The 13,974-nt window shown below is 42.2% G+C and carries 12 protein-coding genes; 1 reads left to right on the forward strand and 11 read right to left on the reverse strand.

Going from position 1 to position 13,974, the window contains the following annotated elements:
* Nucleotides 1-236: 236 nt before the first annotated feature.
* The 7 genes from DXC51_RS09795 to DXC51_RS09830 form a co-directional block, all read right to left on the reverse strand.
* Nucleotides 237-1,244, reverse strand: coding sequence for a hypothetical protein (locus tag DXC51_RS09795; protein WP_117544404.1), 1,008 nt, complete (start codon nucleotides 1,242-1,244; stop codon nucleotides 237-239).
* 208 nt (nucleotides 1,245-1,452) lie between these two features.
* Nucleotides 1,453-2,832 carry a 23S rRNA (uracil(1939)-C(5))-methyltransferase RlmD gene (gene rlmD / locus DXC51_RS09800; protein WP_117544405.1) on the reverse strand — a complete coding sequence of 460 codons (1,380 nt, stop codon included), beginning with the start codon at nucleotides 2,830-2,832 and terminating at the stop codon, nucleotides 1,453-1,455.
* A 6-nt stretch (nucleotides 2,833-2,838) separates the two neighbouring features.
* Nucleotides 2,839-3,783, reverse strand: coding sequence for a 3'-5' exoribonuclease YhaM family protein (locus DXC51_RS09805; RefSeq protein ID WP_021634128.1), 945 nt, complete (start codon nucleotides 3,781-3,783; stop codon nucleotides 2,839-2,841).
* A 98-nt stretch (nucleotides 3,784-3,881) separates the two neighbouring features.
* Nucleotides 3,882-5,261 carry a S1C family serine protease gene (locus DXC51_RS09810; RefSeq protein ID WP_025487761.1) on the reverse strand — a complete coding sequence of 460 codons (1,380 nt, stop codon included), beginning with the start codon at nucleotides 5,259-5,261 and terminating at the stop codon, nucleotides 3,882-3,884.
* A 257-nt stretch (nucleotides 5,262-5,518) separates the two neighbouring features.
* On the reverse strand, nucleotides 5,519-6,082 hold the full coding sequence (locus tag DXC51_RS09815; protein WP_117544406.1) for a GNAT family N-acetyltransferase: 564 nt from the start codon (nucleotides 6,080-6,082) through the stop codon (nucleotides 5,519-5,521).
* A gap of 287 nt (nucleotides 6,083-6,369) precedes the next feature.
* Nucleotides 6,370-6,777, reverse strand: coding sequence for a hypothetical protein (locus DXC51_RS09825; RefSeq protein ID WP_102287023.1), 408 nt, complete (start codon nucleotides 6,775-6,777; stop codon nucleotides 6,370-6,372).
* 462 nt (nucleotides 6,778-7,239) lie between these two features.
* The gene (locus DXC51_RS09830; protein WP_102287024.1) at nucleotides 7,240-7,644 is read right to left on the reverse strand and encodes a NifB/NifX family molybdenum-iron cluster-binding protein; all 405 of its coding nucleotides are present in this window, start codon (nucleotides 7,642-7,644) and stop codon (nucleotides 7,240-7,242) included.
* 286 nt (nucleotides 7,645-7,930) lie between these two features.
* Here DXC51_RS09830 and DXC51_RS09835 point away from each other — a divergent pair, with 286 nt between their 5' ends.
* Entirely contained in the window at nucleotides 7,931-8,797 is an 867-nt protein-coding gene (locus DXC51_RS09835; protein ID WP_102287025.1) for a transglutaminase domain-containing protein, read from the forward strand.
* Between the two features lie 432 nt (nucleotides 8,798-9,229).
* On the opposite strand, the gene DXC51_RS09840 is transcribed toward DXC51_RS09835, so the two are convergent.
* The 4 genes from DXC51_RS09840 to DXC51_RS09855 all read right to left on the reverse strand — a co-directional run bounded on the left by DXC51_RS09840 (nucleotide 9,230) and on the right by DXC51_RS09855 (nucleotide 13,972).
* Nucleotides 9,230-10,573, reverse strand: a complete 1,344-nt coding sequence (locus DXC51_RS09840) for a sensor histidine kinase (protein WP_102287026.1) — start codon at nucleotides 10,571-10,573, stop codon at nucleotides 9,230-9,232.
* The gene (locus DXC51_RS09845) at nucleotides 10,570-11,286 is read right to left on the reverse strand and encodes a LytR/AlgR family response regulator transcription factor (protein WP_180998042.1); all 717 of its coding nucleotides are present in this window, start codon (nucleotides 11,284-11,286) and stop codon (nucleotides 10,570-10,572) included. The genes DXC51_RS09840 and DXC51_RS09845 overlap by 4 nt, the downstream gene beginning before the upstream one ends.
* Nucleotides 11,287-11,881: 595 nt before the next feature.
* Entirely contained in the window at nucleotides 11,882-12,418 is a 537-nt protein-coding gene (locus DXC51_RS09850; protein WP_117544408.1) for a hypothetical protein, read from the reverse strand.
* A 243-nt stretch (nucleotides 12,419-12,661) separates the two neighbouring features.
* Entirely contained in the window at nucleotides 12,662-13,972 is a 1,311-nt protein-coding gene (locus DXC51_RS09855) for a GHKL domain-containing protein (RefSeq protein WP_147332355.1), read from the reverse strand.
* Nucleotides 13,973-13,974 lie beyond the last annotated feature (2 nt).

Consider the following 13,974-nt stretch of genomic DNA (forward strand, 5'->3'; position numbering starts at 1 on the left):
TGGCATTGTTTCCGATTGTTTCGATCCACGAGGCTTTCGCGAGCCCCGACTGCAAACAGACATGGATCTGCTTCAGGAAAAAGAAGTTTCGATCCACGAGGCTCTCGCGAGCCCCGACTTTTCCGCAGATTGGCTCCACTTGTCGCAGTTACCTCATACAACTCTCCTGTTAATAAAAAGTCTCTTACTTGATCGTACAAACTGGATTTTGCATACTGCATGTAAATATGTTATATTTAGTATTCCACTTTTTGATAACCTGGCACAAACACAGCATCTGTAAGATCGCTCATTTTATGCTCTCTAAGTATGGTTCTATTAACGTAAATATCTTTAGGCTTACATTTAACCATTTTTTCAATATAATTTGCACAAGCTTTTTTCCCACCCAAATACATATAATCATCAGAAATATCACATATATTAATAGATTTAAATCTACTGTCTAAAGTAACCATTCCTTGCTCTTCAATGAGAATATCACTCAATAACTTATTAGGGTTGTTCAATGTGAAAAGATTACTGCTTAAAACAGTATCTATCCCCGCATTTAACACACCCTTATATTCAATACCAGTTTTTCCTAAAATCGTCACCTCTCTGGGTATTTGTTTCATTATTCCATTTTGTATTCTAGGACAGTCATATGCTATTATTCTAAATTCATTTTCTATATCCGTAAACTTTTCATCCTGCTCTCTACATAAAAGAGCAAATGATAATGTATTGTAAATTTGAAGTGACATTATCATATCACTTTTATCTACAAATAGATTTTCTAACGAACACATGCATGCAGCATAGAAATCATTAGTACCATCCTGATTAAGTTGACGAATACTATCCACATATGACATTTTAGCACCAAAAAACTCATTGCCTATCGCGGTCTGAGTAAGTCTATCAATTTTAACATTCAATGCAATAAACTGATAATCATCCTCAAATTTATCCAACCATTCTAAGGAACGCTCATTTAAAACATGAAAATATGTCAGATAAATATGTGGGATGTAGTAATCGATTAATAAAGAATGTAAAAATCTCGGATTATGGAGGTTCTTTGTATCTTCATTAGTAAAATATGTTAATGCTTTAACCAGATTCTTTTCATAATAATCCGAGTATTCATAACCTGTTACTGGTGGTTGCAGTAAAGCTGACAAAATATCTCTACAATCAACAATTCCTTTTTTTATTCTGCGAGCATATGACTCGCCTTTTATTCCGCGGATTAGAATCATTAAAATATCATCCTTCCTATGTTTATTTATCTCTACAAATTCTCTTTTACTTCTTCGTCAAAAAACAAAGTGTTTATTTGAGGAATTGATACCTTTTGCCAAAATGTTCGTTTTACTTACCCCATCTCGCTAAATGGAAACATATTGCCCCTCACTCAACACAAAAGCACACCTACATATCCGGCCTAAGTCTCCAGAACCCTTTGATTTACTGCCCTTTCCTCTCCAGCAATACGATGGTCTCCACATGCACCGTCCCCGGAAACATATCACACCCTCTCCACTTCCTTACCTCATACCCCATCTCCCCCAAATACTTCAAATCCCTTGCCAGCGTAGCCGAATCGCAGCTCACATACACAATTCTCTCCGGCCGCATCCGCACCATGGTTTCGAGGCACTTCTCATCGCACCCTTTCCGAGGCGGATCCACCACGATCACATCCGCATAAACCCCTTCCTCCTCATATTTCTGAGGAAGCACTTCTTCCGCTTTTCCGACGAAAAATTCCGCGTTTGTTATCCCATTCCTGGCAGCATTCTCTTTTGCATCAGCAATCGCCTCCGGCACAATCTCCACGCCATACACTTTCTTCGCTTTTTTTGCCAGGAACAATGAGATAGTACCAATTCCGCAGTACAGATCCCAAACTGTTTCTTCCCCGGTCAGGCCCGCATACTCTAAGGCCTGTCCATACAGCTTCTTCGTCTGTACCGGGTTCACCTGATAGAAAGACAGCGGGGATATCCGAAATACCACGTCTCCGATGGTATCCTCGATCTTCTCTTCGCCCTTCAAAACCCGCACCTTTTTGCCCAGAATCACATTGGTTCTCTCAGTGTTTACATTTATGGATACGCTGGTCATCCCGGGGATTTTCCACAGCTCCTCCGCCAGCGCCTTTTCCTCCGGCAGCTTGTTCCCATTTATAACGATGCAGGCCATGAGCTGGCCGCTGGCAAAGCCCTTTCTTATCAGCACATGGCGGATTAGTCCCTTTCCGGAAGTCTCGTCGTAGGCGGAAACTCCATATTTTTTCATATAGGCAAGGATGGTTTCCAGAACCGTCTTATTTTCCTCCACGCCCAGGGCGCAGTCCGTATTGGCGATGATGTTGTGGCTTCTTCCGGCGTAAAAACCCGTTACCACGTTTCCTTCTTTGTCATATCCAAAGGGGAACTGTGCCTTATTCCGGTAGTGCCAGGGGTCTTCCATTCCAATAATTGGTTCCATGCAGGCATCGATGTGTTCCGGGGAAAATCCACCGATTCGGATGAGGTTGTTTCTTATTTTATTTTGTTTAAATTCCAGCTGTTTTTCATAGGAGAGCGGCTGAAGCTGGCAGCCGCCGCATTGGCGGTGGAAGGGGCAGGGGGGCTGAACACGAAAAGGAGAAGGCACAAGTACCTTCTCCAGCTTTGCATAGGCATAGTTTTTCTTCGCTTTCATGACCTTCACCTGTACCGTGTCGCCGATAACCGCATCTTTGACAAACAGAATAAAACCGTCGGTTTTTCCTATTCCTTCGCCTTCGATCCCGGTGTCCGTTATCTCCACTGTGAGAATGTCATTCTTTTTTATTTCCATCGTGCTTTACTCCATCCGTGTCATTCTGATGTTGGATTCAAATAATCTGTTGTAGCCAAGCCAGCCGGTATCCTTTGCATTCTGAAGGGCTTCCATGAAGGTTTCCATCTTTGCGTCGGTGTTGTCAGCCAGGTTCAGAGCGGCCGCTTCGATCAGGGCCGGTTTTTTGGGGGATCCGTATTCGTATTCGCCGTGGTGCGCCAGGATGCAGTGTTTCAGCTCCGCTTCCAGAACCGGCGGGAAGCCGGGTATTGTGCGGGCTTTCTGGCCTATCATTTCCGTTCCCATGACGATGTGTCCCAGAAGCTGGCCGTCGTCGGTGTAGTCGTTTTCAGGGAAGAGGGAGATTTCTCTTGTTTTTCCGATGTCATGGCAGATGGCTGCCGTGATCAGGAGGTCTTTTTTCAGCAACGGGTAGGCTGCGCAGTAGTATTCGCAGAGTCTGGTGACGCTGAGGGTGTGTTCCAGAAGGCCGCCTACAAAGCCGTGATGTACGGTTTTGGCTGCGGAGGAGGAACGGAAGGCCTTCATAAAGGCTTCGTCTTCCACAAAGAAGGTTTCCAGCAGCTTTCTCAGGTACTGGTTTTCCACGCGGCCGATAAAACCAAGCAGTTCTTTGTACATGTCGTCGATATTTTTAGCGCTTACAGGAAGGTAATCGGCAGGATCGTATTCTCCCTCCTGGCAAAGGCGGACCCTTTTTACGCTGATTTGAAGAGAGCCCTGGAAGGAATTGACATCGCCGTATACCTCTATGTAATCCAGGCTGTCGAATTCGGCAATGCCCGCGCTGTTGGGATCCCAGATCTTGGCGTCAATGGTGCCGGTTTTGTCCTGAAGTATCACATTGTCGTAAGCCTTACCGTTTTTGGTCACCGCTGACTGCTTATGTTTGCAGAGGTATATATCGAATACTCTGTCGCCTTCTTTTAAGTCTTTTATATATTTCATTTTTTCTCCATTCTGCCTTCAGGCCCGTTCTTTTTACAGTATTTTTTCTAAATTGGATTTTATAAAAAATATTGGTTTATAGTTTGTTTCTTAATTTCCTATTTTAAGGTTTCCAGGATAACATCCAATGTCATTTCCTGATATTCATCCTGCACCTGGCGCATGACGGTGAGGGTGATTTGGGAATCAGGGAGGAGTGTCATCATTTCTTCCTTGTATTCTTTGAATGAAGTGATTTCCTCAGTTCCCATTTTTACAATTACGTCTCCGCTTTGGATGCCCGCAACCATAGCGGGGGAATCCATCACAATGCCGGTTATGTAGGCGCCTGCGGGGACACCCTGGGATTCCTGGATTTCAGCAGGGACATCGGTTCCGTATATGCCCAGCGTGGCCATGGGCTGGCCGTTGGAAAGCTTTTCAATGTTGTTTTTCAGGTCGCTGATGCCCAGGGCGGATATCAGGTTTTTGGCGTCGCTGCTGTTATTGCGCTGGCTGATAATGCCCAGCACCTGGCCGTTTAAGTTGATGATAACACCGCTGCCGTTTGTGCTCCCGTAAATATCGGTGGTGAGCAGGTGGTAGTTGCCGTCGGTGAGGTTAAGGACGGTATCCATGGAGGTTATGATGCCGTAGGCCACGGAGTTAGCGGTTCCCATGGGACGGCCCAGGGCGATGACCGGCGTGGCAAGGAGGCCGCTGCCGCTGTTGGAGCTGCCGAGCTTTGCCGCTTTAATCGCTTCTTTTGTCTCGTCGCTGATGTCGCTCAGGCTGACGCAGATGACTGCCAGTCCGGTGGTCGGATCGGACTGTTTTACGGTGGCTGTGGCCTGGGTGTTGTCGCAGAAGGTGACGTGTACCTTTTCCGCCTGTTCCACGATTTCTTTTTCGGTGAGGATCATGAGCTCCTTGCCGTTATCGGCCACGATCAGGCCTGCTGTCTGGCCTTTGTTTTCATAGGTGTTGTTCAGCCAATCCACATCGGAAACAACGCCGGTTACGGTGACCATGGATTTGGCGCCGTCCTGGGCCAGCTTGTAGAGGTTGCTGTACAGCTTCTGGTAATCGGACACGCTCATATCCACCTTCTGGACAACGGTGGAGGCGATGGGCGCGGATTCCTTTTCTTCTTCGGTTTCAGTTTCCAGAACCATGTCCTCGGGAAGCATTTCTTCATTTTCCGCTTCCTCCTGGAGCTGCACGGGGGCGGGTTCCTCCTCGGGGTACAGCCAGTTGCTGAAAACAGGCTCCAGCACAAGAAAAGTAAAGCATGCGATAAGGCCGAAGATCACTGCCATGGAGGCGGTGATCATGGTTCTTTTCAGCAGCTTTCTCTTGTTGATGGGGCGTTCCTTTACTTTTTCCTTGATAAAATCAATGTCCCTGCTGGAGGCCCCGGAGGCAGGCTCCGACAGGTTTGAGCTTCCGCCGGATTCCGGTTCGGGGACGGATGTTTTATCCCGTTCATTATCTGACATTCTTTTTACTATCCTCTTATTTTTGCCTGAAACTTTTTATCCCGCGGGCAACGAGACCAGCAGACTTGCCCGCAAAGAACTGACCAGTTACAGTTTATGTCCCTTTCCGTTGGAAAAGAAGAAAAACCTGCCGGCTTTTCTTTAACAGTATATCCGATTGGCCGTGGCTTGTAAAGGCTTGGCAGGGCTTTCCGAGCCGGAAATGAGCCGTTTTTCAACGGTTGGCCGGATGGGCAGCTGGAGTCATTTCCTGATTTCTATCTGTTTTGAAAATAGTCCTGCGCCAGGATGCCGTACATACAGCAGTCGCAGATACCCTGGTTATTCCGGTCGGCCTGGCGAAGGATTCCTTCCGGTTTCATGCCGCATTTTGCCATTACTTTCCCGGAGTTGGGATTATTGGAATCGTGTCTGCATTCCACTCTGTTTGCACCCACTTCTTCCATAAAGAAGCGGATAATTTCTGCCAGGGCTTCCGATGTGATTCCCTGATGCCACCAGCTTCGCCCGATGCAGTAACCGATATGTACCATATTAATATCTTCCTGCTGGTGTACCACTGCAATGCTGCCGATGGGGAAATCCCCGTTTTCCTTCAGGACAATGGCCCACTGGTATGTATCATTGTCTGCATATGCGTCGATCCAACTTTGCAGGATAGATCTGCTGATTTCCACATTTCCGTGGATGGGCCAGGTGAGGAATTTTGTCACCTCCGGATCACTGGCCCAGTTGTCATACATGGCCTGCGCGTCATCCAAACGGAAGCGGCGAAGGATGAGACGGTTGGTCTCCAGGGTTATGGTGCCTTTATGATTCATATTTTTTCTCCTTTTTTGGTTTCTCATGGGCAGGCTTCGTACTTCAACGGACTTACTCTCAGGAAACGGGACGCATTCAGCCTGCTGCCAGCCGGAATCAAAGACCCGCTGCAAGCAACGGGGTATCAAACTTGTAGCGCTACAGAGCAGCGGGGTATTTGACCCTCGCGGCAGTCGCCAAATATCCATGCAAGCATGGCTACTTGGCTCGTTGCTCGCGGGAATAAAAAAACGTGCGGAAAGCAGCATTTTCCATCTTTTTTCTGCACTTCCGCACGGCCGCTGTTCTATTCTGTTTCCGCTTTCCGCCTTTTTTTCTCCGCAATGACCTCTCTGGCCTTACGCACGCTTTCCACGTAAGCAGCATCCGGCGTTTCATACAGATATTTCGGGGCCAGGAATGCGGCGTCATAAAGCATTTCCAGCGCATCCTGCTGCTCCTGGTCCGGATGGGAGGGCGCTACCACACGCGTCTGCCATACGGACATGCAGCGGGTATATTCCACCATCCAGAACAGAGGCTCCATGTTTTTTTCCATCTGTCCGTTAAGCGTGGCGGAGTCCTCTCCCGCAATTTCAATGAGCCTGCCAATGTGGGAAGGAAGAGGCTCATCCACCTCACCGTTGGGATGGATCACGCATTCACAGTAGTCCTCATCCTCCCGGTGCGCATTGATAAATTCCATTACTTTCATTGATGCTGCCTTTCCCTGCAGCCGGGACCCGGCTTCCGCCTCTGTCCTCCCGGCGGGCCGTATCCCTGCAGTCAGTCTTATCCTTCGTTATAGAAATATGCCGCCTCCGGCAAATCATTGTCTGTCCCGAATTATGTTTAAAAATGTGTCAAGTCCCTGGCTGCTGTCTCTTCCACGATGTAAAATTCCGCAAGGCTTTCATACGTACCCCTAATGGTAGCAAAAAGGCGCGGTTTTTTCAACACTATTTTTCCCCTCTTCTGCTGTTTCTGAAGCAATTCCGTAACGGTTCAGGCAGGTTTGCGCATTCACTGCGCAAACCGTGAAAAAATGTAGCGGTAACCGTAAGATATCCATGTATGAATGCCTGCCCCGCGGGTATAAATAATTATTCATAAAATATGAAAAACGGGCAGCTTCATATCAGGCTGCCCGCAAAACCTTCTTTATTTCTCTCTGATATCAGTGATTTCCTCCGCAGCCATGCTTGTCCTCGCCGCAGGAATGCTCTCCGCAATTATGTCCGCCTTCATGATGATGGCTGCACATGGTATCCGGATCATAAACAAGCTGCCCTGCAAGAAGTGCCGCAACATTGGCATCCGCATCTCCGGAAGCTCCCGGATAAAGCGTAATCCCGATCTCAGCCAGCGCTGTTCTGGCGCCTCCGCCGATACCGCCGCAGATCAGGGTATCCACATCCCTTTGCTTCAGGAAGCCTGCCAGCGCGCCATGTCCGCTGCCAACAGCACTTACTACCTGGGAATCCGTTACCTTACCGTCTTCCACATTATAAATTTTAAAATTCTCACAATGCCCGAAATGCTGGAATACCTGTCCGTTTTCATAGGTTACTGCAATTTTCATGATGAATACGCCTCCGTTATTTTTTATGCTAACTGTAGTCTACTCTTGTTTATGGCATATGTCAATAACTCTCCCAATCTTATCAATGGAATATACCGGCAACTAATATATTATATTCGTTTATACTGAGAAAATGTTTTGTGTTTATTAACTATTCAGTTATATATTAATGTTGTTTCAATATAACGCATATGCTATACTTACCATAAAAGACACAGCAGCTTTAAACTGCATCGTTCCATTACTGGAATCCTGATTTTTTACCACACCAATAGGGGAGGGCAAAATGGTGCCTGTGATAAAACGTTATCTGGAAATAACAGCATTACTCATGATGACAGTCTGTCTTGCGGCGGGATGTGCAAAAAAGGGAAATGCGGATTTGGCCTACTCCAACCAGCGTTATTCTTATGATGAGAAGGAGGTCTTTTCCTGTGACAGCTGGACACGTTACGATAAAGAATATTTAGAAAAATTGAAAGCAGACTACGAGCTGGAAAAGTTAGTTGCAAACTGTGGAAATGACTTCGAAAGGGTACAGGCCGTAACGGAATGGGTCACCAATCTCTGGGCTCATAACGGGGATAATATACCGGAGCAAAATGACCCGCTCTCTATTTTACATAATGTGACAGAGGAGGGGGAGCAATACCGGTGTGTGGAGTATGGGGTTGTCATCTCCGGCTGCCTCAACGCATTGGGAATACCCACGCGTACCCTCGGCCTGAAAACACAGGATGTGGAGACAAGGGAGTACGGCGCAGGGCATGTTGCGGCAGAAGCTTATATTAAAGATCTGAAAAAATGGGTCTTCATCGACGGTCAATGGGGAATTATCCCCGTGATGGATGGAATGCCCTTAAATGCCGTGCAGTTAAGTGAAGTCCTGGAGCATCCCGGCAGCTATGATACGCCCGTGGAATTCCTGTCCTTTCAGGGCGGCGGTGCAGGCGGTTATGCAGAGTGGATAAGCGAATATTTATACTATTTTGACTGCACCGGTTATACCTGTACAAAGGATGGCCTGCAGGAAACATCCCTGATGCTGACGCCAGCTGATGCTGAAAATCCGAAAATTTTTCAGGTTAATTACCCATTGGAGATAGATATCTATACTGATTCGGTTCCTGCGTTTTATCCTCCGGCAACTTGATTTTGAAGTAAATATGCAAGGCTGTGGGATTAGTATTTTTAATTTTTTCATTTTGGCATTGCTGTTCCGGTAGAATACAGAATACAGATTATCTGAAATGTCAGAACGGTTATGAATTTTTGTTGGTAACTGAATTTTATGGTAAATTTTTTTATGGCAGCAGCGCTATAATTCCAGCACTGCCGCCATATTTTTCTGCAATTATTATAAGAAGCTCCGTTTGTAATAGAGCAGATAATTGAAAACTTCTCCTATCGGAATATATATCAGGCTATTATATTTTTACATTAGCAGCAATAAATAGATAAAATCGGTGTGTTTATAGTAGTACTCGTTCCCGGCTCTCTGCTAATATCAGAGTTATTGCATTCCAAATCATTAATAATATTCATCTCATACTCCAAATCACCTGCTATATTCATGTATTCTTCCCTATTCATTATGTCCCTTCTTTCTTCTAACATAATTTTCACTTATCATAGATGCATTCACCTTAAATACCTTATCTTCCCCATTTATTTGTATAAGCCCTCCATACTTATCAATGATTCGCACAACACTATCCAATCCGATACCATGTAAAAAATTATTCTGTTTTGCAGTAAGTAATTTTCCATTCCTATCTTTCTGAAGTTTGCCATCAAAACTATTATTGATTTCCAGAAGTATAATATTTTCTCTGCATTTTATTGTTATAGTAATCCATCGCTTTGACTCTTCCACTTTCTCACATGCTTCTAAAGCATTGTCGAGTAAGTTTAATAAAACAATACACCAATCATTATCGCTCACTCCGCAATCTCTAAGATTTCCACACAATATGTTGGTATTAATGTTATTTCTCTTTGCCTTGGTATAGAATTCATTTAAAATGATATCAACTATTATGTTTCCGCTCCAACGTTTTCTCTCTAATACTTTAATCGGTTCACTTATAGTTTTTGCATATAATAATGCTTTTTCCGTATCGCCGGCTTCTAATAAACTGGTAAGTAAAGATAAATGGTTTTTCAAGTCATGATATATCAAATCTCTATCCCTATATTCTAAAATTAAATTTTGATAACTAATTTTTGTGTTTAAAATCCTTTCAGACATTATTTGAAGCATTTTTTTCTTTTCAAAGTACATAATATAAACTATAGACAATACAAAAAAAGACAGAATTAGTACAGGAAAAATAATAAAATAGATTCTAACTTTATCCTGCAGAAATGGATAAAATATTTTATCACAAAAGGATAGGGCAATAAATTCAAAAATTGTAAATAAACCTAAATAATTTTGATTTTCAAATACTGCTCTTTTTATGTCTGCCTGATATTTATAAAGAAGGAACAATATTGCAATTGTGATTGCACGTGTAATTAATAATATTATAATTCTCTCCCCTGAGACATTTTGTTGAACATATGTTGCAAGCTTTGAATCATGTCTTATATTATTTAGGAAAAATAATAAAAATAAATCACAAAAATATATGTTTTCAAAATATAATAAAGTTATGATTAAAATATTTTTAAAGCTGTTTTTATATAATACCATTAACAGTAAAGAAAATAATAAAGAAATCAACAAAAGATAATAACGTGAATACATCCCTGCAATATATCTTTGGTATATTGTAATACTGCTTAGAACAATTATTGCTGTAACCAGAAGTACGCCATGTTTCTTCCCACAAAACCGCCTGTCAAAAAACAAACTGAAAATATAAAACAAAGCATATATTTCAAAAATACATAAACCCCCTTGTATTCCCTGCAGCCATATCACATCCAATTCCTCCAATAATCGTGAATTGCTTCCTTTATCGATCTTGCGCGAGCTTTCCCCGCCCGTATAACTGTACCATCCCGCAGCCTGATATCCCTGCCATTCATTCCCATTATGTGTTCCAGGTTAATAATATATCCTCTCTCCACCCATATAAACTCTTCTGAATTCAATTCCTGAAAAACCGTTTGCAGCGGTTTCCTTACCTGGATTTCATCCTCCATAGATACAATGACTGTATTTTTATTACTTTTATAAAGATAGATAATTTCTTTATATTTAATTCGTTGTAAACGCACATCCGTTTCAATACAGTAAAATTTGTTTTCAGTCCTCTTTATTTCAAGTAAAATGCTTTCAAGAGTCAAGTTCAGTTTTTCATCCAACAGACTCTTTTGAATAAAATCAAATGCCTTTAAAGAATATCCATGTGCTGCGAACTCAAAATATGAAGTTGTAAAAACAATATAGGTATTTTTATCATATTCCCTCAGCTTCTCGGCAAGCTTAATTCCATTTATTTCAGGCATTTCAATATCCAAAAAACAAATATCATAATGCATTTTCTCATCTAGTTCATAGTAAAATAATTGTGGTTTTGAAAAAGTCCTAATTTGACAGGCGGTTTGGGTTACTTTACAGTATTTTTCCACTTTATTTTTCATATGTATTACGAAAGCTTCATCATCATCAACTATTGATATTTTTATCATAAATGTCCTCATTATACGTATAAATAGACGATATAAAAAACTGCAATGATTTGGGATATATGAAGTTGATATTATATCATATTAAACATATAATTTTTTATCTTGTCCTAAAATGTCTGATTTTGACCGCAAAATGTAAATTTATAAATTTTTATCAATAATATAAAACATAGAAATAATTTGAAATCTTAGCATATTACTTCCATCTAGAAATTATAACGAAATTTAACTTAACAAAAATAAATACATTTATTATTCAGATTTTTAAATACCTATATTGTGTTATAATAATCGCATTTAATTAAAATAACCGAACTACCTTAAATGTAAATACTGTTTGCCACATTTTCATTTTTTCTTTTCAGTAGTAGCAAAATATACACATAACAATTTACCCAATTACTTCACAAACTTAAGGAATATGTTGTAGTCGCAATTATTAATTCATCATATAAAAACCTATATGGCAGATAGAAAGTTTATAGATCAGTTAAATACTTGATTCTGATGTCTCTTTGTATTCTTCACTGTTTATTAAAAAACGGCAGCTTTGAAAATATACGCTGCCGTTTCGTAGAGATAAGGATATAGATAATTAGAGATTTGAAATTGTTCCATTCGTATAAATTTTATAATGCATTGTCCCGGATGATGCTCCACCGAAATATATGTATAAATAACCGTCAGAACCACTCTTTGAAGTATTAAATGTAATTTGAGAGACTACCGCATTGGAACCAGTAGCATAGGCTGAAATATCCAATATTTGCGCCCATGAATCCACTTGAGAATAAACTCCACGTACTGTAGAATACACAGTTGCAATATTTGTATGATTCCTATCATATATATTATGAGTAAAAGTTCTTGATGTTTCTTGTTCTGGAATCGCCCGAGTATTATCAGTTGTTTGTGAATAATCCGTTTCTAATTCAGCGGAATTTTCTATTGGTCTTCCATTAATAGCAACTGCCCTTGTTTCTATAATAAGCCCTAACTCATCATTTATAAGAATGTCAACATCCCCAAAATTAGGAGCTGGGGTTGTTTCTGCTGCAGACACAGGAACAGACATCCCTATCCCCAGTAATAATACAGATAAAACAGATGCCATTATTTTTTTTATTCTCATAAAAACCTCCTCTTTAGTAAAGTAATTTTTTTATACATTTTTTCTGTAATTATCTTCATTTTCTAAATTAATGCATTGGAATCCCCCCCCCTATATAATTCGCCATAAGAAAGTTATAAAATATTGTTTTATCAATAATTTTATTATAGTAAATTAATTTTATTATTGTATCTTTCGTCCTAAAAAGCCCAAAAATGTCCTCCAACAAACCTTTTAATCTAGAAGGTCAACATGCCTTCACCTTCATACAAACAACATCACACTAACCCTGAACACCTCCCCTTCATAAGAGAATTCAAACGTCCCATTATACTTCTCCACCGAATTTCTGACGCTCTCCAGCCCAATCCCATGCAGCGCTTTATTTCTTTTCCGGCTCCGCAGCCTGTCCCCCTCCGCCTGAATACCGCGGCTGTAGGGATTGGATATCTTCAGAATAATTATACTGTCCTTCTGAACCAGGTAGAAATCTATCCTCCGCTCTTCCTCCGGGACCTTTTCGCACGCCTCAATGGCATTGTCCAGCAGATTAGCCAGAATCGTGCACCAGTCCATATCCTCCACAGCATTCCGCCCCACCTCAAGCGCCTTCACATGCAGGCTTATGCCTGCCGCTTCCGCCCTTCTCACCTTGTCATTCATAATAATATTCACAATACGGCTGGCCGTATATCTTTTCTGCTCCAGCTCCCTGATCGGTTTCTGAATCTTGCTGATATACTGCCTTGCCGGCTCCGGATCAGCGTCTTCCATCAGTGCCGAAAGCACGGCAATGTGGTTTTTCATGTCATGATAAATCCGATCCCTCTGCTGATAAAGCATGATCATTTCCTGATAGCTTTTCTCCGCCATCTCGTTCCGGATACTGAAATTCTCCAGTTCATTCTTCTTTTCCATATACAGAATAAAAACAATCGTCAGAATAAGAACAAACAAAATCAGTAAAGGGAAAAACACAAAATAAATATCAATCCGCCTCTTTTTCACTACAGAAGAATAGAAAACCTGATCGCAATAAAGCAGTCCGATATGCTCCAACAAAACAAACACAGCGACCACCAGCTTGTACCGCACAAATATATTCCTGACAATCCCTTTATAATGGACGGCTGCCAGCACAGCCCCCAGCACCAGCAGCCTGCTCACCGTCATCACAAACAGTCTCTCCGGGTTCAGGACTTTCTGGATAACGGCGACAAAATCCTCATCCCCTGTCGCCAGCTGCCCCAGGTAACCGGATAATACATCCAGGAAATAAACCGTCTCAAAATACAGTGCCGTCGCCAGTAACCCCTTCCAGAATCCCGTCCTGAAAAAAGCCAGCGCCGCAACCGTTACTGCCAGGATACATGCAAGCATAAAATAACGGGAATACATGGCGGTATCCTCCCGCTGCCATACCGTCAGTCCCGACAATACCACTATCATTATGCCAAGCAGCACGCTGTTCCACATTTTCTCGCTGCGTCTCTCAAAAAACATAAGAAAAATATAAAACACACCGCACATTTCAGCGGCAGTAAGCAGCCACTGTACAAGCCTCATTCCTATCATAG

The sequence above is a fragment of the Eisenbergiella massiliensis genome (assembly GCF_003435485.1).

Excerpts from the sequence above, each read along its gene's own strand:
- DXC51_RS09835 (WP_102287025.1), top strand. The coding sequence starts at position 7,931 with ATGGTGCCTGTGATAAAACGTTATCTGGAAATAACAGCATTACTCATG.
- rlmD (WP_117544405.1), bottom strand. The coding sequence starts at position 2,832 with ATGGAAATAAAAAAGAATGACATTCTCACAGTGGAGATAACGGACACC.
- DXC51_RS09830 (WP_102287024.1), bottom strand. The coding sequence starts at position 7,644 with ATGAAAATTGCAGTAACCTATGAAAACGGACAGGTATTCCAGCATTTC.
- DXC51_RS09795 (WP_117544404.1), bottom strand. The coding sequence starts at position 1,244 with ATGATTCTAATCCGCGGAATAAAAGGCGAGTCATATGCTCGCAGAATA.
- DXC51_RS09845 (WP_180998042.1), bottom strand. The coding sequence starts at position 11,286 with ATGATAAAAATATCAATAGTTGATGATGATGAAGCTTTCGTAATACAT.
- DXC51_RS09850 (WP_117544408.1), bottom strand. The coding sequence starts at position 12,418 with ATGAGAATAAAAAAAATAATGGCATCTGTTTTATCTGTATTATTACTG.
- DXC51_RS09815 (WP_117544406.1), bottom strand. The coding sequence starts at position 6,082 with ATGAATCATAAAGGCACCATAACCCTGGAGACCAACCGTCTCATCCTT.
- DXC51_RS09825 (WP_102287023.1), bottom strand. The coding sequence starts at position 6,777 with ATGAAAGTAATGGAATTTATCAATGCGCACCGGGAGGATGAGGACTAC.
- DXC51_RS09810 (WP_025487761.1), bottom strand. The coding sequence starts at position 5,261 with ATGTCAGATAATGAACGGGATAAAACATCCGTCCCCGAACCGGAATCC.
- DXC51_RS09805 (WP_021634128.1), bottom strand. The coding sequence starts at position 3,783 with ATGAAATATATAAAAGACTTAAAAGAAGGCGACAGAGTATTCGATATA.
- DXC51_RS09855 (WP_147332355.1), bottom strand. The coding sequence starts at position 13,972 with ATGATAGGAATGAGGCTTGTACAGTGGCTGCTTACTGCCGCTGAAATG.